The 21,793-nt window shown below is 67.3% G+C and carries 19 protein-coding genes and 1 pseudogene; 13 read left to right on the forward strand and 7 right to left on the reverse strand.

Annotated features, from left to right (window positions below):
- Nucleotides 1-406: 406 nt before the first annotated feature.
- Nucleotides 407-3,616, reverse strand: a complete 3,210-nt coding sequence (gene putA / locus AC3WUM_RS23275; protein ID WP_492413448.1) for a bifunctional proline dehydrogenase/L-glutamate gamma-semialdehyde dehydrogenase PutA — start codon at nucleotides 3,614-3,616, stop codon at nucleotides 407-409.
- Nucleotides 3,617-3,905: 289 nt separating this feature from the next.
- Between putA and AC3WUM_RS23280 the strand changes: the two genes are divergently transcribed.
- From AC3WUM_RS23280 to AC3WUM_RS23330, 11 genes and pseudogenes are all read left to right on the forward strand, one after another.
- On the forward strand, nucleotides 3,906-4,979 hold the full coding sequence (locus tag AC3WUM_RS23280) for a hypothetical protein (protein WP_492413450.1): 1,074 nt from the start codon (nucleotides 3,906-3,908) through the stop codon (nucleotides 4,977-4,979).
- A gap of 89 nt (nucleotides 4,980-5,068) precedes the next feature.
- Entirely contained in the window at nucleotides 5,069-5,398 is a 330-nt protein-coding gene (gene cutA / locus AC3WUM_RS23285) for a divalent-cation tolerance protein CutA (protein WP_492413452.1), read from the forward strand.
- On the forward strand, nucleotides 5,374-5,829 hold the full coding sequence (locus AC3WUM_RS23290; protein ID WP_492413454.1) for a protein-disulfide reductase DsbD N-terminal domain-containing protein: 456 nt from the start codon (nucleotides 5,374-5,376) through the stop codon (nucleotides 5,827-5,829). The genes cutA and AC3WUM_RS23290 overlap by 25 nt, the downstream gene beginning before the upstream one ends.
- On the forward strand, nucleotides 5,829-6,371 hold the full coding sequence (locus tag AC3WUM_RS23295; RefSeq protein ID WP_492413455.1) for a TlpA family protein disulfide reductase: 543 nt from the start codon (nucleotides 5,829-5,831) through the stop codon (nucleotides 6,369-6,371). Before AC3WUM_RS23290 ends, AC3WUM_RS23295 begins: the two co-directional genes overlap by 1 nt.
- 141 nt (nucleotides 6,372-6,512) lie before the next feature.
- On the forward strand, nucleotides 6,513-6,962 hold the full coding sequence (aroQ, locus tag AC3WUM_RS23300) for a type II 3-dehydroquinate dehydratase (protein ID WP_492413457.1): 450 nt from the start codon (nucleotides 6,513-6,515) through the stop codon (nucleotides 6,960-6,962).
- A gap of 35 nt (nucleotides 6,963-6,997) precedes the next feature.
- Nucleotides 6,998-7,456: an acetyl-CoA carboxylase biotin carboxyl carrier protein gene (gene accB, locus AC3WUM_RS23305; protein ID WP_492413459.1), complete on the forward strand. Its 459-nt coding sequence runs from the start codon at nucleotides 6,998-7,000 to the stop codon at nucleotides 7,454-7,456.
- 53 nt (nucleotides 7,457-7,509) lie between these two features.
- Nucleotides 7,510-8,868, forward strand: a complete 1,359-nt coding sequence (gene accC / locus AC3WUM_RS23310; RefSeq protein ID WP_492413460.1) for an acetyl-CoA carboxylase biotin carboxylase subunit — start codon at nucleotides 7,510-7,512, stop codon at nucleotides 8,866-8,868.
- Nucleotides 8,869-8,931: 63 nt separating this feature from the next.
- Nucleotides 8,932-9,798: pseudogene (gene prmA, locus AC3WUM_RS23315) on the forward strand (50S ribosomal protein L11 methyltransferase); the annotation flags it as partial.
- A 629-nt stretch (nucleotides 9,799-10,427) separates the two neighbouring features.
- Nucleotides 10,428-10,697: a helix-turn-helix domain-containing protein gene (locus tag AC3WUM_RS23320; protein ID WP_492413462.1), complete on the forward strand. Its 270-nt coding sequence runs from the start codon at nucleotides 10,428-10,430 to the stop codon at nucleotides 10,695-10,697.
- A gap of 100 nt (nucleotides 10,698-10,797) precedes the next feature.
- The gene (gene purH, locus AC3WUM_RS23325; RefSeq protein WP_492413464.1) at nucleotides 10,798-12,417 is read left to right on the forward strand and encodes a bifunctional phosphoribosylaminoimidazolecarboxamide formyltransferase/IMP cyclohydrolase; all 1,620 of its coding nucleotides are present in this window, start codon (nucleotides 10,798-10,800) and stop codon (nucleotides 12,415-12,417) included.
- A 121-nt stretch (nucleotides 12,418-12,538) separates the two neighbouring features.
- On the forward strand, nucleotides 12,539-13,567 hold the full coding sequence (locus AC3WUM_RS23330) for a sensor histidine kinase (protein ID WP_492413466.1): 1,029 nt from the start codon (nucleotides 12,539-12,541) through the stop codon (nucleotides 13,565-13,567).
- 24 nt (nucleotides 13,568-13,591) lie between these two features.
- On the opposite strand, the gene AC3WUM_RS23335 is transcribed toward AC3WUM_RS23330, so the two are convergent.
- The 6 genes from AC3WUM_RS23335 to hemA form a co-directional block, all read right to left on the reverse strand.
- Nucleotides 13,592-14,656, reverse strand: coding sequence for a hybrid sensor histidine kinase/response regulator (locus tag AC3WUM_RS23335; protein ID WP_492413468.1), 1,065 nt, complete (start codon nucleotides 14,654-14,656; stop codon nucleotides 13,592-13,594).
- 134 nt (nucleotides 14,657-14,790) lie between these two features.
- Nucleotides 14,791-15,135 carry a hypothetical protein gene (locus tag AC3WUM_RS23340; RefSeq protein ID WP_492413470.1) on the reverse strand — a complete coding sequence of 115 codons (345 nt, stop codon included), beginning with the start codon at nucleotides 15,133-15,135 and terminating at the stop codon, nucleotides 14,791-14,793.
- Nucleotides 15,132-15,905 (reverse strand): HesA/MoeB/ThiF family protein, encoded by a 774-nt coding sequence (locus tag AC3WUM_RS23345; protein WP_492413472.1) that lies wholly within the window; start codon nucleotides 15,903-15,905, stop codon nucleotides 15,132-15,134. Before AC3WUM_RS23345 ends, AC3WUM_RS23340 begins: the two co-directional genes overlap by 4 nt.
- Nucleotides 15,902-16,735 (reverse strand): peptide chain release factor N(5)-glutamine methyltransferase, encoded by an 834-nt coding sequence (gene prmC, locus AC3WUM_RS23350; RefSeq protein WP_492413473.1) that lies wholly within the window; start codon nucleotides 16,733-16,735, stop codon nucleotides 15,902-15,904. Before prmC ends, AC3WUM_RS23345 begins: the two co-directional genes overlap by 4 nt.
- Nucleotides 16,736-16,745: 10 nt before the next feature.
- Nucleotides 16,746-17,822, reverse strand: coding sequence for a peptide chain release factor 1 (gene prfA / locus AC3WUM_RS23355; RefSeq protein WP_492413475.1), 1,077 nt, complete (start codon nucleotides 17,820-17,822; stop codon nucleotides 16,746-16,748).
- Between the two features lie 51 nt (nucleotides 17,823-17,873).
- Entirely contained in the window at nucleotides 17,874-19,136 is a 1,263-nt protein-coding gene (hemA, locus tag AC3WUM_RS23360) for a glutamyl-tRNA reductase (protein WP_492413476.1), read from the reverse strand.
- Nucleotides 19,137-19,430: 294 nt separating this feature from the next.
- Between hemA and AC3WUM_RS23365 the strand changes: the two genes are divergently transcribed.
- Both AC3WUM_RS23365 and lolB read left to right on the forward strand, forming a co-directional pair.
- Complete coding sequence (locus tag AC3WUM_RS23365; protein WP_492413478.1) at nucleotides 19,431-21,173, forward strand: tetratricopeptide repeat protein; 1,743 nt, start codon at nucleotides 19,431-19,433, stop codon at nucleotides 21,171-21,173.
- A complete protein-coding gene (lolB, locus tag AC3WUM_RS23370) occupies nucleotides 21,170-21,784 on the forward strand; it encodes a lipoprotein insertase outer membrane protein LolB (protein WP_492413480.1) in 615 nt (204 codons plus the stop codon). Before AC3WUM_RS23365 ends, lolB begins: the two co-directional genes overlap by 4 nt.
- Nucleotides 21,785-21,793: the final 9 nt, after the last annotated feature.

The raw sequence follows: 21,793 nt of genomic DNA on the forward strand, positions 1-21,793 counted from the left end.
CAGCCAACGGCGACGAGGCGAAGCGAGTCGCGTTGCCGTGGCTGTAGATGTTCAACCCCTGGCAGCGCCGGCTGTAGCGGCGCGCGCAGCGGGTCAGCCGGACAGGACGTCCGGCTGAGCTTCGTCGCGACAGGATGTCGCGTCGAAGCGACCCCGAGCACGTCGCTTCAGCCGGGGACCCGTTTGTCGGGAACCGACAAACGGGCGCGGACTTCGGGGCGTGCTTTCTCTTGCTTACTTCTCTTTGCACGAGCAAAGAGAAGTAAGGCCCGACCGGCGAGGTCAAAAACCCTCAGGGTTCAGCCAAACCCCGAGCGGAGCGTCAAACAAAGAAAGCCCCTCTCTCCCCTCGCTATCGCGAGGGACTCTCTCCCGCAAGCGGGCGAGAGGAACAGCTCGACAGCGCCTAACCACCCGCCAGCAACCGCGCATTCCCGCCCACCGCCGCCGTATTCACCGTCAAGGTCCGCTCGGTCACGAAGCGCAGCAGGTAATGCGGCCCACCCGCCTTCGGCCCGGTGCCCGACAGTCCCTCGCCACCGAAGGGCTGCACGCCGACGACCGCGCCGGTCATGCCGCGATTGATGTAGCAGTTGCCGACGCGCGCCCGCGCCTGCACGCGCCGCCAGGTCGTCTCGATGCGCGAATGCACGCCGAGCGTGAGCCCGTAGCCGGTCGCGTTGATCGCATCGATCACCTCGTCGAGCTCCTTCGCGCGATAGCGCGCCAGATGCAGCATCGGGCCGAAGTACTCGCCGTCGAGCTGTTCGATGTCCTCGATCCTCGCCACCGTCGGCGCGAAGTAGGTGCCGTGCGCGCAAGCCTCCGGCAACGCCACTTCGGCGACGATGCGCCCCTGCGCGCGCAGCTCGTTCGCATGACGCTCGAGCCGCGCAAGCGCCGCATCGTCGATGACCGGACCGACATCGGTTTCGAGCAGGGCCGGATCGCCCACGACGAGCTCGCGCATCGCCCCGCGCAGCATCTGTTCGACTTTGTCGGCGATCTCCTCCTGCACGTAGAGCACGCGCAAGGCCGAGCAGCGCTGGCCGGCCGAGTGGAAGGCCGAGGCGATCGCATCCTTGACGACCTGCTCGGGCAAGGCCGACGAGTCGACGATCATCGCGTTCTGGCCGCCGGTTTCGGCGATCAGCGTGGCGATGGCGCCGGGCCTTGCGGCGAGCTGGCGATTGATGGCCTGCGCCACTTCGACCGAGCCCGTGAACACCACGCCGGCGATGCCCGCGCCGGCGCACAGCGCGGCGCCGACCTCGCCTTCGCCGAGCACGCATTGCAGCACCGCGGCCGGCACGCCGGCGTCAATCAGCAGGCGCACCATCTGCACCGCGATCAGGTTGGTCTGCTCGGCCGGCTTGGCGACCACCGCGTTGCCGCAGACCAGCGCGGCCGCGATCTGGCCGGTGAAGATCGCGAGCGGGAAATTCCACGGCGAGATGCAGACGAACACGCCCTTGCCGTGCAGCTGCAGCTCGTTGTGTTCGCCGGTCGGTCCGGTCATGACTTCGGGCACCGACAGCAAACGGCGCGCATGCGTCGCGTAATAGCGCAGGAAATCGGCCGCCTCGCGCACTTCGGCCATCGCGTCGGGCAAGGTCTTGCCAGCCTCGCGCACGAGCAGGTGCAGGAATTCGGCGCGACGCGCTTCGAGCCGGTCGGCCGCGCGATCGAGCGCGTCGGCGCGCAAGGCGACCGAGGTCGCAGCCCAGGCCGGCTGCGCCCTTGCCGCGGCCGACAGCACGGCCGGGACCGTGGCGACGTCGAGCGCCATCCATTCGCCGAGGCGGCGACGGCGATCGGACGGATCGGTGATCGCATGGCGCGGCCCCAAAGCCGATAGGCCCTCTGCGAGCAGCGACTCGGCCTGAGTCGGCACCGCAGCCGAACGCAGTGCCTGCGCGAGCGCCGCGACGCCCGCTTCGTCGGCGAAGTTGAAGCCTTCCGAATTGCGTCGCGCGGCGCCGTAGAGATCGCGCGGCAGCGGCAGCGTCGGATGGCTCTTGACCGCTAGCCCGGCAACCAGTGCGACCGGATCGGCGACGAGCGATTCGGGCGGCGCCTGCTCGTCGAAGATGCGATTGACGAACGAGGTGTTGGCTCCGTTCTCGAGCAGTCGGCGCACGAGATACGGCAGCAGGTCTTCGTGCGAGCCGACCGGCGAATAGACGCGACAAGGCACCGGCCATTGCTCGCGCACGACTTCGTAGAGTGCCTCGCCCATGCCGTGCAGACGCTGGAACTCATAGCCCGACGCCGCCGTCGAGACGGCGGCTGCATAACCCGCTGCGGCTCGCGCCGCATGCTCATCGCCCGCGAAGCTGCGAACCGCCGCGATCGTGTGCGCGTTGTGCGTCGCGAACATCGGATAGAACACGTCGCGCGCCGCGAGCAGCTTGCGCGCGCAGGCCAGGTACGCGACATCGGTGTTGGGCTTGCGCGTGAACACCGGATACCCCGGCAACCCCTGCTCCTGGCTGCGCTTGACCTCGGTGTCCCAGTACGCGCCCTTGACGAGCCGGACCGCGAGCTTGCGGCCGGCCTTGCGTGCGACCGATTCGAGCCAGTCGATCACGGCCGGCGCGCGTTTCTGGAAAGCCTGCACGGCCAGGCCGTAGCCGCTCCAGCCGGCCAGCGAGGCATCGAGAAACACCGGCACGATCACATCGAGCGACAGCTCGAGCCGATCGGCTTCTTCGGCGTCGACGGTCAGGCCGATGTTCTGCTCGCGCGCCATTTGCGCGAGCGCGAGCAGGCGCGGCGTGAGTTCGGCGAGCACACGATCACGTTTCGCGAATTCGTAGCGCGGATGCAGTGCCGAGAGCTTGATCGAAATGCCCGGCCGCTCGGCGACGTCGCCATCATGATTCGGATCGGGCCGGCTGCCGATCGCTTCGATCGCATCGCGATAGGCCTGGTAATAGCGGTCCGCATCGGCCTGCGTGAGCGCCGCCTCGCCGAGCATGTCGAAGGAATGCAGGTAGCGGATCTGATCGCGATCGCGCGTGTTCTTGAGCGCCTCGGCGATCGTGCGGCCCATGACGAACTGATGGCCCATGAGCTTCATCGCCTGGCGTACCGCAAGCCGGATCACGGGTTCGCTCGATCGCCCGATCAGCCGGTTCAGCGCCGACTTGAAGTTGCTTTCGGTCTGCGGCGACACGCGCACGATCTTGCCGGTGAGCATGAGCCCCCAGGTCGAGGCGTTGACGAACATCGAGTCGCTGCGCCCGAGATGCTTTTCCCAGTCCGCGCCCGCGAGCTTGTCGGCGATCAGCGCTTCGGCGGTGTCGTCGTCCGGAATGCGCAGCAGCGCCTCGGCCAGGCACATCAGCAGCACGCCCTCTTCGGACGACAGATCGTACTGGCGCATGAAGGCGTCGAGCGGGCTCTGGTCATCACGCCTCGCGCGCACGCGCCGCACCCAGTCGACCGCCTGCGCCTGCACGGCCGCGGCGCGCTCCGCGGGCAATTCGGCCACGGTGCAGAGCCGGTTCAACAGGCCGGTTTCGTCGGCCAGCCAGGCCGAGGTGATGGCGCTGAACAAGGCGTCGCGCACGGGTGCGGGGCGGCGAATCACGAATTCGCTGGAATCGGTCACGACGGCGCTCCTCGACGGTGTCGTGCGATTCTAGGCGCGCACCGGCGATCGAACCTCCCGGGAAAACGCCCAGCCGACCCCTCGCAGGCCCGGCAACCGCCGTTGATCCGATCTTCAGCCCGGATCAAGCCGACCGCTTCAGACTCGCGCGGTCGGGCAGGTCGAGATTGACCTTCGCCAGCGGCAACCTGATCACGAAGAGGAGGACACTGGGGGAATGAGGGGCCAGCCATCACGCAGCGTGCGCGCGTCGTACCGTACTGGACGGCTCGTATGTCAACGTCTGCTGGTGAGCATCAGCTGCGTCGTGCTGTTGAATGCCTGCTCCGTGTTCCGCCACAAGCCCGATCCCGGTTCGCCCGAAGCGATCGCGGCCGAGCAGGCCAAGGCCGAGAAAGAGGAACACAAGCGCCGCATCAAGGAAGAGCGCAAGCGCAACAACCCGTGCAACTTCCAGAGCGAAGACGAAGTGCCGGTGATCGATGACACCCGCGTGATGCTGCAAAAGCGCACCTGCACGGCCGCGCTCTGGCTCGACGGCCTGTTCGGCGACGAAGGCGGCGACGTCGAAGCCGCCAAGCGCACGCACGGTTTCGTGCAGCTCAACAACACCTGGTCCGAGTTCGACGGCTACAACTCGCGGCTGCGCATGCGCGTCGAGTTCGACCTGCCGACGATGGAGGACCGGCTCTCGGCCTTCATCGGGCGCGACAGCGACGAAGACTTCGTGCGCGGCCGTACCGAGACCTCGGAACTGCGCGACACCTTCCCGACGCTCGACGGCCAGAACCAGTGGCTCGCGGGCCTAGGCTACGCCCTGCCCTCGAGCACCAATCTGCAAACGCAATTCCGCGTCGGCGTCCGCGGCGCGACGTCGCCGCGCGCTTTCGTGCAATCGCGCGTTCGCTACATGCTCTATTCCGATGACAACGACGTCGCCTACCTGCGCACGACGCCGTTCTGGAACACGCGCGACGGCTTCGGCGTCACCCAGAATTTCGACTTCAGCCATGTGCTGACGCCCAAGCATCTGCTGCGCTGGTACACCATCGGCACGATCTCCGAGCGCAGCGAAGGACTCAACTGGCGCAATTCGCTGGTGCTCTACCAGAACCTCAACTATAGGCGCGGCCTGGCCTACGAGGCATTTATTCGCGGCGAAACCGACGAGCCCGAGCCGCTATACGAATACGGGGCGCGCGTACTGTTCCGCCACCCGTTCCTCAAGCGCCGGCTGTATCTCGAATGGGCGGCCGGCTACAGCTGGCCGCGCATCGATCCCAATAAACCCCGCGATGGCTCGACCAACGTCGGCCTGTCGCTGGAACTGCCGTTCGGTACCGACTTCGTCGAGAAGAACTGAGCGCGCTCACGCAACCACAGCGCTGTGACGCCGCCCGCCGGTGGCTTCTACAATGCGCGCTGTCCCGGTTCGCGCACACACCACGATCGATGAGCGCCGAAGTCTCCGATGCCGTGCTCATGGTCACCGTGAGCTGCCCGCCCGAGCGCGCCGAAGTCCTGGCCGGCCAGCTCGTCGAAGCCCGCCTCGCCGCTTGCGTGAACATCGTGCCGACGGTGCGCTCGATCTATCGCTGGCAGGATGCGGTGCAGCGCGATGACGAATCGCTGATGCTGATCAAGACCGCCGAATCGCGCTTCGAAGCGCTCAAGGCCTTCGTGCTCGATCATCATCCGTACGAACTTCCCGAAATCGTCGCGGTCAAGCTCACGCCCGCACACACGCCCTATCTCGCATGGGTTCTCCAAAACACGCTCTGAGCCTGGTCGCCGGCCTGCTGATCGGCTCGCTGTCGATGCCGGCGGCTGCCATCGACTGGCTCAAGCCCAAAGCCGAAGGCGATCTGCTGTCCGCCGACGAGGCGATCCAGGTGCAGGCCGCGGTCTGGCAGAACGGCGAGCTCAGCGTCGGCCTCGACGCGGCCCCGGGCGTCTACCTGTATCGCGACAAGATCAGCATCGAAGCGCTGCCGCCCACCGGCGCCCGGCTCGGCCAGCTCAAGCTTCCCGACGGCGAGCCGCACCACGACGACCACTTCGGCGACGTGCGCGTGCTGCGCGGCAGCGTGCTCGCACGCGCCGCGGTCGCCGAGGCGCCGCAGCAGATACGCGTTCGTTACCAGGGCTGTGCCGAAAACCGCGTCTGCTATCCGCCGCAGACCCGCATCCTGACCGTGGAGAAGCTCAACTGATGTCCCGCAAGTTTTCGCAGCTGGCCCTCGTGCTCGGTCTCGGCGTGATCGCCGCGGCCGGCGGCTACGGCGCCTATCGCTACCTCGCAAGTCCGACGGTCATCGACGAGCCGGGCGGCCAGGCGCCGGCGATTTCGCTGCCCGACTTGACCGGCCAGCCGCGCACGCTCGCCGAGTTTCGCGGCAAGCTCGTCCTGGTGAATTTCTGGGCGACCTGGTGCGGGCCCTGCCTCAAGGAAATTCCAATGCTGATCGACATGCAGAGCCGGTTCGGGGCGCAAGGCCTGCAGATCGTCGGTCCGGCGATGGATTCCCCGGAGGCCGTGCGCAACGGCGCGCCACAGCTCGGCATTCCATATCCAGTGCTGGTCGGCGATGCCGAAATCGTCGACGCGATGCAGGCCCTCGGCGACACGCTCGGGGCACTTCCATACTCTGTTCTCATTGATGCGAATGGAGAAATCGTCTTCCGCAAGCATGGCGAATTCGAACGTGACGAACTCGAAAAGCTCATCGAGGCCCATCTGCCGAAAGCCGGTTGAACGGTCGGTCGAGTGGCGCCACGGTCAACCTGCGCTTAAATTCCCGATATCGGCGCCTATCGTGTAGGCAAAATCCTGCAATTTGGCTTTTACGCATAGCTGAGGCAGAATCCGGCTCTCTCGACCACGGACCATCGCCACGTGAGCCATCTGCTGCTGCTGAATGGCCCCAATCTGAATCTGCTCGGCACGCGTGAGCCCGAGGTCTACGGCTCGGCCACGCTCGCCGACATCGAAACCCAGCTGAGCCGCGAGGCCCAGGCTCTCGGCCACCAGCTGTCGGTCTTCCAGAGCAACCACGAAGGCGCACTCGTCGATCGCATCCATCAGGCGCGCGACGAAAAAATCGGCTTCATCCTGATCAACCCGGGCGCGTTCACGCATACCAGCATCGCCCTGCGCGATGCCCTGCTCGGGGTCAGCATTCCGTTCATCGAAATTCATCTCTCGAACGTGCATGCACGCGAGAGTTTCCGTCATCACTCGTATCTGTCCGACGTCGCGGCGGGCGTGATCCTGGGCCTCGGCGCCCAGGGCTACAGCCTGGCGCTACAGGCCGCGCACGCGCGCCTGTCCAACAACAACACCTGATCTGCACAGTCAAATTAAGGGGAAGAGACATCACAATGGATCTCAGAAAAATCAAGACGCTGATCGAGCTCGTCGAGCAGTCCGGAATCTCCGAGCTCGAAGTGCGCGAAGGCGAGGAATCGGTGCGCATCAGCCGCCAGACCGCGCCGGTGCAGTACGTCGCTTCGGCCGCTCCGGCCGCCCTGCCGGCTGCGGCTCCGGCTGCCCCCGCCGCTCCGGCTGCACCGGCCGCCGCACCGGCCGAAGCGCCGAAGCCGAGCGGACACGTGGTCCGCGCACCGATGGTCGGCACCTTCTATCGCTCGCCGTCGCCGAACGCCAAGGCCTTCGTCGAAGTGGGCCAGACCGTCAAGGTCGGCCAGACGCTCTGCATCATCGAAGCGATGAAGATGCTCAACCAGATCGAGTCCGATCGCGCCGGCGTGGTCGTCGACATCCTGGTCGACAACGAGCGCCCGGTGGAATTCGACCAGCCGCTCTTCGTCATCGAGTAAGGCGCCCATGACGAAGCCGGGCCGCACCGCGGCGACGATCGGGTGATCGCGCCATGAAAGACATCAAGAAAATCCTGATCGCCAACCGCGGCGAAATCGCGCTGCGCATCCTGCGCGCCTGCCGCGAAATGGGCATCAAGACGGTGGCCGTGTATTCGCAGGCCGACCGCGATCTCAAGCACGTACTGCTGGCCGACGAGGCCGTCTGCATCGGCCCGCCGGCCGCGCAGAAGAGCTACCTCAACATGGCGGCCATCATCAGCGCCGCCGAGGTCACTCAGGCCGACGCGATCCATCCGGGCTACGGCTTTCTGTCCGAGAACGCCGACTTCGCCGAAAGCGTCGAGCGCTCGGGCTTCCGCTTCATCGGACCGCGCGCGGAGACCATCCGCCTGATGGGTTCCAAGACCAACGCCAAGGCCGAGATGATCGCGGCTGGCGTGCCATGCGTACCGGGCTCCGATGGCGCCCTGCCCGAGAACGACGAGGAATGCCTCGCGATCGCGGCCAAGGTCGGCTATCCGGTGCTGATCAAGGCGGCGTCGGGTGGCGGCGGCCGCGGCATGCAGGTGGTCAAGACCGAGGCCGAGCTGATCGACAAGATCGGCATCGCGCGCACCGAAGCGCTCAATGCGTTCAAGGACGCGACCGTGTTTCTCGAGAAGTATCTCGAGACGCCGCGCCACGTCGAGGTGCAGGTGCTCGCCGACGGCCAGGGCAATGCGATCCATCTCGGCGAGCGCGACTGCTCGATGCAGCGCCGCAACCAGAAGGTCGTCGAGGAATGCACCGCGCCGGGCGTCACCGACGAGCAGCGCGACCAGATCGGCCAGCTCTGCGTCGAGGCCTGCAAGCGCATCGGCTATCGCGGCGCGGGAACCTTCGAGTTCCTCTACGACAACGGCCAGTTCTACTTCATCGAAATGAACACGCGTATCCAGGTCGAGCACCCGGTGACCGAAATGGTCACGGGCGTGGACCTGATCCGCGAGATGATCCGTATCGCCGACGGCAAGCCGCTGACGAAGAAGCAGGGCAACATCCGCATGCGCGGCCATGCGATCGAGTGCCGCATCAATGCCGAGAACCCGCGCACCTTCGTGCCCTCGCCCGGCACGATCACCAAGTACCACCCGCCGGGCGGACCGGGCGTGCGCATGGATACGCACATCTACGCAGGCTATCGCGTGCCGCCGCACTACGACTCGATGATCGGCAAGCTGATCTGCTGGGGCAACACGCGCCAGTCCGCGATCGCGCGCATGCAGGTGGCGCTGTCCGAGATGATCATCGAAGGCATCGAGACCAACATCAACCTGCAGCGCCGGATCATGGCCGACAAGGTGTTCCAGCGCGGCGAGCACAACATTCACTACCTCGCGGACATGCTCGCCGAGTGGCAGACCGAATAAGAGAAGACTTTGCAGACTCCGGGGCGCGATAATTCGCGCCCCTTCTTTTTTCCGAGCGCGCACATGGCTTGGCTACAGCTGCGCATCCACACCGCATACCCCGAGTTCGCCGACGAGATCCTGCAGGCCCAGGGCGCTTCGGCCGTGAGCTTCGTCGATGCCGAGGACGATCCGGTGCTCGAACCCGCGCCGGGCGAAACCCCGCTGTGGACCAACACCGTCACGCTCGGCCTGTTTCCCGAGCGGACCGACATCGCGCCGGTGCTCGCAGCGCTGCAGGACCAGCTGCCTGACGGCGATCACCTGAAGATCGAAACCGAGCTCGTCGAGGATCGCGACTGGGTGCGCGTCTGGCTCAAGGATTGTCCGCCGATCAAGTTCGGCGATCGTCTGTGGGTCTGCCCGCACGAAAAGAAGGTCGAAGAGCCCGGCGCGGTGACCCTGCTGCTCGATCCGGGCCTGGCGTTCGGCACCGGCACGCATCCGTCGACCGCGCTGTGTCTCGATTGGCTGGCGACGCACGAGATCAATCACTGGCGCGTGCTCGATTACGGCTGCGGCTCGGGCATCCTGGCCATCGCCGCGCTCAAGCTCGGCGCCGCGAGCGCCGTCGGTTACGACATCGATCCGCAGGCGATCCAGGCCTCGCAGGACAATGCGGCCGCGAACGGCGTCGCCGCCCAGCTCACCACCGTGCCGCCCGAAGAATCGGTCACGCCGTTCCCGGCCGATCTGGTGCTCGCCAACATTCTCGCCAAGCCACTCCTCGCGCTCGCCCCGCTGCTCTGCTCGAGCTTGCGACAGGGCGGCTGGATCGTGCTCGCCGGCCTGCTCGATCGTCAGGCCGACGAAGTGCGCAGCGCCTACGAATCCTGGATCGATTTCGAACCCGACGTCAGCCGCGACGGCTGGACCCGCCTGGCCGGCCGCTGCCGCATTCCGGCAATGATCGCCCCGCGCCGCCTCGGCCCCGAACTGCTGACCGCCGGCCAGCCGCGTCCCGAACATTTTCCGGTGCTCGCGGGCAGCGGCTTCAGCGCCGTGATCAATCTGGCGATGCCGACCTCGCCGAATTTCCTCGCCAACGAAGGCGATCTGGTGCGCGCCGCCGGCATGGACTACCACTGGCTGCCGATCGAGTGGACCAGCCCGTCGGCCGCGGACTTCGAACGCTTCCGCGTGCTCATGGATCAGCTCGGCGATCGCCGCCGCCTCGTGCACTGCGCGCTCAACATGCGCGTCTCCGCGTTCGTGTTTCTCTGGCGCGTGCTGCATCGCAGCGTGAACCTCGCCGAGGCTGCGCGCGATCTGTATTCGGTATGGACGCCCGACGAGGTCTGGTCGCGCTTCATTTCGGAGCAGCTCGCGACACGGGGCCTTGATTTACCGGGCCCCGCGGAACTCGAGAGTTGAGCCCCAAAAAAGCCGCCGGTTTTTCATTTCGGTGCCGGCTTTTTTCGGTCCGGACTTGGCGCTATTATTCGCGCCCCCCAAAAACATGACCCCGGGCGGATGTCCTCGCCGACGGGAAAGTCAGTTGTAGTGCCCGAGGGCCGCGCATGTCTGCATACAAGTCGTCTCACGACATCAAACCGCTCAGCCATTCGGTGTCGGAGTGCTTGGACGACTACTTCAGCAGCCTCAACGGTCACGCGCCGGCCGAACTCTACGAGATGATCCTCGGCCAGATCGAACCGCCGCTGCTGCGCGCCACCCTGCGTTACTGCGATCACAATCAGTCGCGAGCCGCCGAAATGCTCGGCCTCAACCGCGCCACGCTGCGCAAGAAGCTGCGTCAGCACCGCATCGCCGCGAAACCCGAGCACTGAGCCGACCCTCGGGCGCTCTCGAGACGACATTGAATCGGGCGCCGACTCACACACCGATTCTCCAGCCGATTCACTTTCCCCAGCTGTCGAAGGCCTGACCATGAGCACTGTCACCTCCACCGGGCTGTGCCCGGTCCGCCGCGCCCTGATCTCCGTTTCGGACAAGACCGGCGTCGTCGAGCTCGCCCAACAGCTGCGCGCACTCGGCGTCGAACTGCTTTCCACCGGCGGCACCTTCAAGCTGCTCGTCGACAGCGGCATCGCGGCGACCGAAGTCAGCCAGCACACGGGCTTTCCCGAGATCATGGACGGCCGCGTGAAGACGCTGCATCCGAAGATCCACGGCGGCATTCTCGGCCGTCGCGGCCAGGACGACGCGGTCATGGCCCAGCACGGCATCGAGCCGATCGATCTCGTGGTGCTGAACCTCTATCCGTTCGAGCAGACCGTCGCCAAGCCCGGCGTGTCGCTCGAAGACGCGATCGAGAACATCGACATCGGCGGCCCGGCGATGCTGCGAGCGGCCGCCAAGAACTGGGCGCACGTCGCGATCCTGACCGAGCCCTCGCAGTACCAGGGCCTGCTCGCCGAACTGCAGCAGTCCGGCGGCGTGAGCAAGGCGCGCCGCTTCGAGCTCGCGGTGACCGCGTTCAATCACGTGTCGAACTACGACGGTGCGATCAGCGACTTCCTGTCCTCGGTCAAGCTCGATGAGACGCAGAGCGAGATCGCCGGACGCGAGACCTTCCCGGGCCAGGTCAACGGCCGCTTCGTCAAAGTGATGGACCTGCGCTATGGCGAAAACCCGCACCAGAGCGCCGCGTTCTATCGCGACCTCTATCCAGCACCCGGCACGCTCGCGACCTTCCGCCAGTTGCAGGGCAAGGAACTGAGCTTCAACAACATCGCCGATGCCGACGCCGCCTGGGAATGCGTGCGCAGCTTCGTCAAGCCGGCCTGCGTGATCGTCAAGCATGCGAACCCCTGCGGCGTCGCCGTGAGCCTCGACGGCATCGGCCGCGCCTACGAGCTCGCCTTCCAGACCGATCCGACTTCGGCCTTCGGCGGCATCATCGCGTTCAACCGCCCGGTCGATGGCGCCACCGCGCGCAGCATCACCGGTCGCCAGTTCGTCGAAGTGGTGCTCGCCCCGGGCTACGACGACGAGGCGCTCGCCGCCTTCGCCGCCAAGGCCAACGTGCGCGTGCTGCTGATTCCGCCGCCGGAAGGTGGCGACCTGCGCGCCGCGCATCCGGGCAACGACTCGCGCCGCGTCGGCTCGGGCCTGCTGATCCAGACCGCGGACCGCGGCATGATCACGGCCGACGATCTCAAGATCGTCACCGAGCGCGCACCGACGCCGGCCGAGATCGACGACCTGATCTTCGCCTGGAAGGTCGCCAAGTACGTCAAGAGCAATGCCATCGTCTACGCCAGGAATCGCCAGACCATCGGCGTCGGCGCGGGCCAGATGAGCCGCGTCTACAGCGCCAGGATCGCCGGCATCAAGGCCGCCGACGAGAAGCTCGAAGTGCGCGGCTCGGTGATGGCCAGCGACGCCTTCTTCCCGTTCCGCGACGGCATCGACGCGGCCGCCGCCGCCGGCATCTCGGCGGTGATCCAGCCGGGCGGCTCGATGCGCGACGCCGAAGTCATCGCCGCGGCAAACGAGGCCGGCATGGCGATGGTGTTCACGGGCATGCGCCACTTCCGCCACTGAACCTGCCGGCGCACGGCGCGGGCAGCGTCCGGTCGGCCGGCATTCACTTGGAACGCCTAAGCTCTCGAAAGTCAGCAAGCCCTTCTCCGACCGCCGCAGCCCGGCGCCGCCCATAATCACGATGCTCGACTCATCCACCGCCTCGGCCGCCGATCCTGCGATCCAGCAGCAGGCCCGTGTCGCGCTGAGCGGCGATGACGCGGGCATGCTCTCGGTCGTCGAGGCCTGGCTGCAGCGCTGGCAGCTGCAGCGTGTCGACGACGGCGAGGCCGAGCTGCACATCAGCCTCGGCCGCTGCTCGCCGACCTGCGAAGCCGCGGCGACGATGAGCCTCTGCATCGGCGGCGACGCGTCCGACGAAAGCGCGATCCCGCACCTGCCCTGGCCGATCGACGAGTCGGTGCTGCGCACGGTGGTGATGAGCCTGCTGCAAACCGGCGAGGCACGCCGCGAAAGCGAAAACGCGCGCCGGGTACGGGATCAATTCCTGTCGACGCTGTCGCACGATCTGCGCACGCCGCTCAACGCCATCCTCGGCTGGGCCGACATTCTCGTGCGCCAACCGCGCGAGGCCGATTTCACCCAGGGCCTGCAGGCGATCGAGCGCAACGCCAAGGTCCAGGCGCAGATGCTGTCGGACCTCGTCGACGTCTCGCGGCTCGAAGCCGGAACGCTCAAGCTCGAGATCGAGACCATCGATCTCGCCCCCGTGGTCAGCGCCGCGATCAACGGGCTCAAGCAGCAGGCCGAGGCACGCAAGGTCGAGGTGCATTACACGCCCGCCGCGCTGCCCGCGACGATCCAGGCCGATGCGGAACGCCTACAGCAAGCGCTACACCATCTGCTCGCGAACGCGATCAAGTTCACGCCCAAGGGCGGACGTATCGATGTCGAACTGCAGGGCGATGCCGGCACGCTGAGGCTCGTGGTTCGCGACAGCGGTCGCGGGCTCGACACCAACAAGCTCGCGACGCTGCGCGCCTCCATCGCCGCCGCGCCCGGCGTCAATCCCGGCGGACTCGGCACCGGGCTGCGCATCGCGCGCGAAGTGGCTCGGCTGCATGGCGGTCGGCTCGCCATCGATAGCGACGGACCCAACACCGGCAGCTGCTTTTCGCTGCAACTGCCGACGCAAGGCGCTACCGCCTAAGCGGCGGCGCGCGCCCGACCCGTTTCAGGGCCGCGGAGCGCCCTTGCCGGCCAGCGGCAGCACGAACGAAAACACCGCCCCGCCGTTGTCACGATCCTCGTACCAGAGGTGGCCGGACATGCGCGTGATCTCTTCCTTCGAGATCGCCAGGCCCAGGCCGCTCGCGTGCTGCACTTCGGAGTCGGCCTGCAGGCGCACGTAGCGCTTGAACAACTGCTGCTGGCGCTCGCGCGGAACGCCGGGTCCGCGATCGGCCACCGAGACGCGGGCCATGCCCGAACGCCCGGTCTCGCAGCGCACCGTCACTTCGCTGCCGCCCGGGGCGTAGCGCAGCGCGTTCGAAATGAGGTTTTCGAGCACGTGGCGGATCGCCGTCGCATTGCCGAGCACTTCGGGGTCGTCGACGATGTCGGCGCTCACCTTCATCTCGCGCTCCTGCGAGAGCAGCGCGAAGCTGTCGACGGTGCCGCGCACCACCGGGGCGAGCCGCAGCGGCGAGATCTCGACCTTGCGCAGATCCTGCGACTTGGCCCAGCGGCCGAGATAGCTGTCGATGAAGCTCAGGCAGTGCTTGGCCGACTCGCGGACTTCGGCCGCCATCTTCTCGGGGCTGTCCTTGCCGCGCTCGAGCAGGTCGACCGCGAACAGGATGCTCGACAGCGGATTCTTGAGATCGTGCGCGACGATCTGGGTGAGATCGGCGCGCTCCTGCGCGACCAGCGCCAGGTGATCGCGGGCACGCTTGAGTTCGACGTGCGTCTTCACGCGGGCGAGCAGCTCTTCGGCGACGAAGGGCTTGGTCACGTAGTCGACCGCACCGTGCTGGAAACCCTGGATCACGCTCTCGCGCTCGCGCGCCGCGGTCAGGAAGATGATCGGCACATCGGCCGTGCGCGGGTTCGCGCGCAGGTGTTCGCAGACTTCGAAGCCGTCCATCACCGGCATGCGCATGTCGAGCAGCACGAGGCTCGGCGTGCGACGCAGGCAGTGCTCGAGCACCTCTTCACCCGACAACGCGGGCACCACCTCGTAGTTCGCGCGCTCGAGCAGCGCGGTGACCACTTCGATATTGGACGCTTGATCGTCCACGACGAATATGACGTCTCGGTCCATGGATCTCACGAATTAGGCACGATGGCCGCGGGCTGAACTGAAACGTGCGTTGCGCATCCCGCAATGTAACCGGGCAGGTCCATCCTTGGTGGTGACCCTGCGGCCAGCACCTAGTCCTCAACCCTCAACACGCGTTCGACAGGCAAACCCGACTCGAGCTCCCAGGCGCGCATCTCGAGCACCCCCTTGGTGTTGAGCGAGACGACGAGGTTCAGTATCCCCTCGCGCAACTCGCTCGCATCCGGCACCGCCGGTGAGGTCGGATTGGACCACAGGCGCGCCCACAGGTCTTCGTCCGCACGGTGGGTTCCCATGTCCGCGGCCGCAAGCCGGAACACCGCCGGACGGCCGCCGCGCTCGTAGACCCAGCCGTGGATCGGGTTCGGCTGGGCGATCTGGGCCTCGTGCAGGATCTGGATCGCGAGGCGACGCGGGACGAGCAGGTCTGGGTTCATGGCCTAGAGTTTGACGGGTGGGTTTGATCGCCGCGTGCATCACCGCAGACGGGGCACCGCGGTTCGCGGCGGAGATTGAGCGTGCGCCATTGCTGGCGATCGAGCGCGTTCCAGAGCCGCAGCGTGCCGGCTTCGGCGTCCTGGCCGAGCAGCAGCTTGATCGCCGCGAGCGCCTGCAGGCTGCCGATGGTGCCGACCACCGGGCCGAGAATGCCGGCCTCCTCGCAGGTTTCGGCGGCTTCGCCGCCTTCGGCGTAGAGGCAGGCGTAGCACGGTCCGCCGCGACGCAGGTCGAACACCGCGAGCTGGCCTTCGAAGCGGATCGCCGCGCCCGAGACCAGCGGCTTGCGCGCGGCCACGCAGGCGCGGTTGATCGCAAAGCGCGTGGGGAAATTGTCGGTGCAGTCGAGCACCACGTCGGCCTGGCGCGCGGCCGCGAGCAGGGCCGCGTCGTCGAGCGGGCCCGGCAGCAGGTCGAGCTCGCAGTCCGGGTTCAGCGCGCGCAGCGTTTCGGCGGCCGCGGCGAGCTTGTCGCGGCCGACATCGGCCTGGCGATACAGCGTCTGCCGCTGCAGGTTGCTCAGGTCGACGCGATCGAGGTCGGACAGCAGCAGGCGCCCGATGCCGGCGCCGGCCAGGTACGGCGCGGCCGCGCTGCCGAGCCCGCCGAGCCCGATCACGAGCACGCTCGAATCGCGCAGCAGCTGCTGGCCGTTGACGCCGACTTCGCGCAGCACGATCTGGCGGCGGTAGCGCGAGAAATTGCTCATGGCGGCAGCCTGCCACCGGTCGCGCGCTCGTTGCCGCCGAGGTCGCGACGCGTCTGCACATCAGCGTAGCCGGCCTGCGCGAACAGCTCGCGCACGGCCGCGCCCTGGTCGTAGCCGTGCTCGACGAGCAGCCAGCCGCCTGCGCGCAAATGCTCGCGTGCGCCCGAGACGATTTCGCGCAGGCAGCTCAGGCCGTCGGCGCCGTCGCTCAGCGCCGACAGCGGCTCGTGACGCAGCGCGGGCAGATGCGGATCGCCCGCCGCGATGTACGGCGGATTCGAGACGATCAGGTCGAAGCGTTCGCCGGCCAGCGGCTCGAACCAGCTGCCCTGGGCGAAGCGCAGCTTGGCGATGCCGTTGCGCTGCGCATTGCCCTCCGCCACTTCGAGTGCGGCGGGCGACAGATCGGTCGCGAGTACGCGCGCGTTCGGGCGTTCGCGCGCAATCGCCAACGCGATCGCGCCGCTTCCAGTGCCCAGGTCGGCGACCTCCGCTGCAAGGCTTGCGGGCAATACAGCGAGCGCCCATTCGACGAGCAGCTCCGTATCCGGTCGCGGAATCAGCACCGCCGGGCTCACCTGCAGATCGAGCGTCCAGAAGCCCTGCGTCCCGAGCAGATAGGCGATCGGCTCGCCCTGCTCGCGCCGTGCAAGCTGCTGCGCGTAACGGGCGCGCTGCGCCTCGTCGAGCGTCTGCCCGCCGCGAGAGGACAAAGCCCCCGGCGAGATCGACAGCACATCGGCGAGCAGCCATTCGGCGTCGAGCCGCGCAGAGTCCGAACAGGGCTCCAGGCGCGCTCTGCCGCCGGCGAGCGCCTCGGCCACGGTCATGCGCGCCGCTTCACTCGCCGAGCTCCGCGAGCAGCTCGGCCTGGTGCTCGTTGAGCAGCGGCACGATGATGCCGTCGAGCTCGCCTTCCATGACGCGCTCGAGCTGGTACAGCGTCAGATTGATGCGGTGATCGGTGACGCGTCCCTGCGGGAAGTTGTAGGTGCGGATGCGCTCGGAACGATCGCCCGAGCCGACGAGCTTCTTGCGCGTGGCCGCGACGTCGCCCTGCTGCTTGCTGCGTTCCGCATCGAGCAGGCGCGAGGCGAGCAGCGCCATCGCCTTCGCGCGGTTCTTGTGCTGGCTGCGCTCTTCCTGGCATTCGACGACGACGCCGGTCGGGATATGCGTGATGCGAATCGCCGATTCGGTCTTGTTGACGTGCTGGCCGCCCGCGCCCGACGCGCGATACGTATCGACTTTCAGATCGGCCGGATTGATGTCGATGGCCTGCGTTTCCTCGATCTCGGGCAACACTGCGACGGTCGCGGCCGAGGTGTGGATGCGGCCCTGCGCCTCGGTCTCCGGCACGCGCTGCACGCGATGTGCACCGCTCTCGAACTTGAGCTGCGAATACGCGCCGTAGCCCGCCACGCGGCTGATGATTTCCTTGTAGCCGCCGTGCTCGCCTTCGGACAGAGACAGCACTTCGAGCTGCCAGCCGCGCGCTTCGGCGTACTTGCTGTACATGCGATGCAGGTCGCCCGCGAAGATCGCCGCTTCGTCGCCGCCGGTGCCCGCGCGGATTTCGAGGAAGACGTTGTTGCCGTCGAGCGGATCGCTCGGCAGCAGATAGGTCTGCAGCGACTTCTCGAGCTCTTCGAGCCGCGCGCGCGCGGTCGGCAGATCGGCCTCGGCGAGTTCGCGCATCTCGGGATCGCCGAGCATGGCGTCGAGGCTCTCGATCTCGTCCTGTGTGTTGCGGTAGGCCGAGAACGATTCGACCAGCGGCCCGAGCTGCGCATATTCCTGCGACAGCCGCCGGAACTTGTCGGGATCGCCGAGCACCTCGGGCGTCGACAGCTCGCCTGCGATCTCCTCGCGGCGCTCGACCATGTTCTGCAGCTTGGACAGGAGAGAAGGCTTCATCCGCCCATTATCGCCTGACGGCGGTCCGGCTGCTTTCCAGCGACGAGAGGACTAGGCGTCCTCGTCGGGCAGGTCGAACAGCTGGCGCGCGGCGGTCACGAGCAGGGCCTGCTCGACGCTGCTCGCCCTGCGCAGCTTGCTGCTCGGCGAGTGCAGCAGCTTGTTGCTGAGCGTGTCGGCGACGAAGGCCATGACGTCTTCGGCCGAAGCGCCCGAAGCCAGGCGGCGGCGCGCCTTTTCGAGCACTTCATCGCGATGCGAACGCGCGTTCGCACGAATCTGCGCGATGGTCGTGCCGGCGTCGCGGCTTTCGAGCCAGCGCGTGAATTCGATGGCGTATTCGCCGATCAGCACCTCGGCCTGCTTGGCCGCCTCGGTGCGCGCCTTGAGGTTGTCCTGCACCACGTCGCGCAGATCGTCGAGCGTGTACAGATAGACGTCTTCGAGCTGGGCGACGCGCGGATCGATGTCGCGCGGCATCGCGAGGTCGATCATGAAAACCGGCTTGCGGCGGCGCTTCTTGGTCGCCGCCACCATCGCGTCGCGCTCGATGACGTGACCGCGCGCGGCGGTCGAGGAGACGAGCAGATCGGCATCCGGCAGGTACAGCGGCAGATCGGACAGCGGAATCGCGTAGCCATGCACCTCGCGGGCGAGCTTCTCGGCCTTGTCGAGGCTGCGGTTGGCGACGATCAGCCGGCCCACGCCCTGCCCGCGCAGATGGCGCGCGAGCAGCTGCACGGTTTCACCGGCGCCGACCAGCAGCGCGGTGGTTTCGCGAAAGTCCGCGAAGATGCGCCTGGCCATCTGCACGGCCGCATAGGCGACCGACACCGGATGCGCGCCGACCTGGGTGCGGCTGCGCGCGAGCTTGGCGACCGCGAAGGCATGCTGGAACAGCCGCGACAGCACCGGCCCGAGCACGCGCTGGCTCTGCGCGGTGGCGAAGCTCTGCTTCATCTGGCCGAGAATCTGCGGCTCGCCGAGCACCATCGAATCGAGGCCCGAGGCGACGCGCAGGCTGTGCAGCACGGCGGCCTGATCGCGATGCGTGTAGACGAACTGCTGGAGGTAGTCGTGCGGGGCGTTGAGCTCGCGGCGCCACCATTCGAGCAGCTTGGCTTCGTCCTCGACCGGAGCGACGGCGAGGATTTCGGTGCGGTTGCAGGTGGACAGGATCGCCGCCTCTTCGACACCGGGCAGCGCCCGCAGCCGCGCGAGCGCGGCCGGCAGGTCGGCTTCAGTGAAGGCGAGCCTTTCGCGGGCCTCGACAGGCGCGCTGTGGTGGCTCAGCCCAAGCGTGATGAGGGCCATTTGCTACCTGGTCTGGAAGGAGGCGACGTCGCCTCCCGGTTCGGGGCTCGATTCCCTGGAATCGAATCCGCTCGACATACCTTGCGCTTTCAGCGCACGGCAAGCCAATCCGTGAATCCCCGTATTGTCTGGCAGCCCCGCCCTTAGGACAAGCCAGCGCTGGTTCGCAGGCTCGCAAAATTCGTGCTCAAAGGGCCCAGGAACCACGCTACCATTGAACAGTCTCAGGACATGCCGGTTCGCTCGCCTCCACGTGCGAATCGCGCACTCCCTCCGCCTCGCCTTGGACTCTTCGTGACCCAGCCCTCGTATCGCCGCCTTGCCCCGACCGCCCTGGCTACGGCCCTGCTGGCGATCTGGGTCACTCCGTCCGCCTGGGCCCAGACGGACGACGATGCGCCGGTACAGACCGTCGAACCCGCGGAAGCCGCTTCGGGCGCCACCGTCACCGATCCGGAAGCGCGCTTCCACATCATGGCCGGCGAGATGGCCGCGGCGCGCAACGAGCCGGGCCTGGCTGCGGCGGAGTTCCTCGCCGCGCTGCGCAAGGTCGACGATCCGGCGCTCGCCGCCCGCGCCACCGGGCTGGCCTTCACGGCCGGCAGCGCCAACCTCGTGCAGCAGGCCGCCCAGCGCTGGCTCGAACTCGACGCCAACAACATGGACCCGCGCGAAGTGCTGCTCGCGATGGACCTGCAGCGCAATGACGTGGAGGGCGCCTACACGCAGGCCAAGGCCATCGTCGACGGCCATGGCGGCGGCCGCGAGGACGGCTTCCGCCACGTCGGCGTGCTGATGGTGCAGCAGCCCGGCAAGAACGACACCGCCATCGCGGTGCTCGACCGCCTGAGCAGCGAGTATCCGAAGGAATCGGGCGCCTACTACGCCACCGCCCTGCTCGCGCTGCGCCAGGACCGGGTCGACACCGCCGAGACCGCGATCCGCAAGGCCGTCGAGCTGAACCCGGATTCGCGCGAGAACGTGCTGCTGCTCGTCGGCGTGCTCGTGCGCGCCGGCAAGCTCGACGAGGCCGACCGCAGCATCGAGGCGCTGACCAAGAAGCATCCGAAGGAAAGCGCCGACATGCGCATGGCCTACGCCAAGCTACTGGTCGAATCGCAGCAGCGCGATCGGGCCCGCCAGCAGGTGGAGCGCATTCTCAAGGCCGATGCCAAGAACAAGGACGCGCGCTACGCGCTCGCCGTGTTCCAGCTCAACGACAACGATCTCGATGGCGCGCGCAAGCAGTTCGAGCAGCTGTCCAAGGACATCGATCGCGGCCCCGACGCGCGCTTCCAGCTCGGCCGCATCGCCGAGCAGCAGAAGCGCTACGACGACGCGCTGTCGCTCTACGACTCGGTCGGCAGCGGCCCGCAGGCGCTCGACGCGGCCGTGCGCCGCGCCGCCGTGCTGACCCGTCTCGGCCGCGTCGGCGAAGCCCGCGAAACCCTGCACCGCATGCGCGACCAGTTCCCGCCGCTGCGCGAGCGCCTGCTGCTCGCCGAAGGCGAGATGCTGCTGACCGCCGGCCGCCGCGACGAAGCGCTCGCGGCCTACAACGACGGCCTGCGCGAGCTGCCCGGCAACGGCGATCTGCTCTATGGCCGCTCGCTCGTCTACGACCAGCTCGGGCGCAGCGCCGAGGCCGAGACCGACCTGCGCGGCATCCTCAAGGCCAAGCCCGACGACGCCCGTGCCCTCAACGCGCTCGGCTACATGCTCAGCAACGGCAGCAAGGAACGCCTGCCCGAGGCGCGCGAGCTGATCGAAAAGGCGCTGAAGCTGGAACCCGAAGACCCAGCCATCATCGACAGCCTCGGCTGGATCAACTTCAAGCTCGGCAAGCCCGAGGCCGCCAAGGACCTGCTCGCCAAGGCGCATGACATCACGCCCGATCCGGAGATCGCCGCGCATCTCGGCGAGGTGCTGTGGACGCTCGGCCAGCGCGACCAGGCCAAGGCCGTCTGGAACAGCGCGCTCAAGGACAGCCCGGATCACGAAGTACTCAAGGAAACCATCCAGCGCCTGTCGCCATGAAGGCGCTCGTCGCGGCACTGGCCGCGCTGCTGTTGCTGGCCGGCTGCTCGCTGACGCCGCAGCAGCGCGAGCTCAGTTCGACCGAGAAAGGCGCGGCCTATGCCCGCCACGAGGCGCAGATCCTCGGCATCGAATCGTTCCAGGTCGACGGCCGCGCGGCGAGCGCCGAGCTCGGTTTTCGCGCCGACCTGCGCTGGCTCGAACGCGCGGACCGGCATTACGAGCTGCGCCTGGCCGGCCCGTTCGGAGCCGGCGCAGTGGAACTGCGCGGCGACCCGTATCTGGTCGAGGTGCGCAGCAGCGAAGGCGTGCAGCAGACCGCCGATCCCGAAGGCTGGATCCGCAACCGCTACGGCTGGACGCTGCCGATCAGCGGGCTGCGCTACTGGGCGCTCGGCATTCCGAACCCGCGCCTGCCCTCGCAGCCGTCTCTCGACGCCCAGGGCCGGCTCGCGACCTTGATCCAGAGCGGCTGGAAGCTCACTTATTCGGAATATCGCCGCGAAGGCGAGTACGATCTGCCGCGCCGCTTCGAAGCCGACAACGGTCAAGTGCGGCTCAAACTGCTGATCGACCGCTGGAACCTGCAGCCCGAGACCGGCTCTCCATAAATTCGTTGT

The sequence above is a fragment of the Hydrocarboniphaga sp. FW305-C-57 genome (assembly GCF_058783045.1).

Coding starts and splice junctions, on each gene's coding strand:
- cutA (WP_492413452.1), top strand. CDS start 5,069: ATGAGCGCCGAAGTCTCCGATGCCGTGCTCATGGTCACCGTGAGCTGC.
- AC3WUM_RS23290 (WP_492413454.1), top strand. CDS start 5,374: ATGGGTTCTCCAAAACACGCTCTGAGCCTGGTCGCCGGCCTGCTGATC.
- AC3WUM_RS23295 (WP_492413455.1), top strand. CDS start 5,829: ATGTCCCGCAAGTTTTCGCAGCTGGCCCTCGTGCTCGGTCTCGGCGTG.
- accB (WP_492413459.1), top strand. CDS start 6,998: ATGGATCTCAGAAAAATCAAGACGCTGATCGAGCTCGTCGAGCAGTCC.
- accC (WP_492413460.1), top strand. CDS start 7,510: ATGAAAGACATCAAGAAAATCCTGATCGCCAACCGCGGCGAAATCGCG.
- AC3WUM_RS23320 (WP_492413462.1), top strand. CDS start 10,428: ATGTCTGCATACAAGTCGTCTCACGACATCAAACCGCTCAGCCATTCG.
- purH (WP_492413464.1), top strand. CDS start 10,798: ATGAGCACTGTCACCTCCACCGGGCTGTGCCCGGTCCGCCGCGCCCTG.
- AC3WUM_RS23330 (WP_492413466.1), top strand. CDS start 12,539: ATGCTCGACTCATCCACCGCCTCGGCCGCCGATCCTGCGATCCAGCAG.
- AC3WUM_RS23340 (WP_492413470.1), bottom strand. CDS start 15,135: ATGAACCCAGACCTGCTCGTCCCGCGTCGCCTCGCGATCCAGATCCTG.
- AC3WUM_RS23345 (WP_492413472.1), bottom strand. CDS start 15,905: ATGAGCAATTTCTCGCGCTACCGCCGCCAGATCGTGCTGCGCGAAGTC.
- prmC (WP_492413473.1), bottom strand. CDS start 16,735: ATGACCGTGGCCGAGGCGCTCGCCGGCGGCAGAGCGCGCCTGGAGCCC.
- prfA (WP_492413475.1), bottom strand. CDS start 17,822: ATGAAGCCTTCTCTCCTGTCCAAGCTGCAGAACATGGTCGAGCGCCGC.
- hemA (WP_492413476.1), bottom strand. CDS start 19,136: ATGGCCCTCATCACGCTTGGGCTGAGCCACCACAGCGCGCCTGTCGAG.
- lolB (WP_492413480.1), top strand. CDS start 21,170: ATGAAGGCGCTCGTCGCGGCACTGGCCGCGCTGCTGTTGCTGGCCGGC.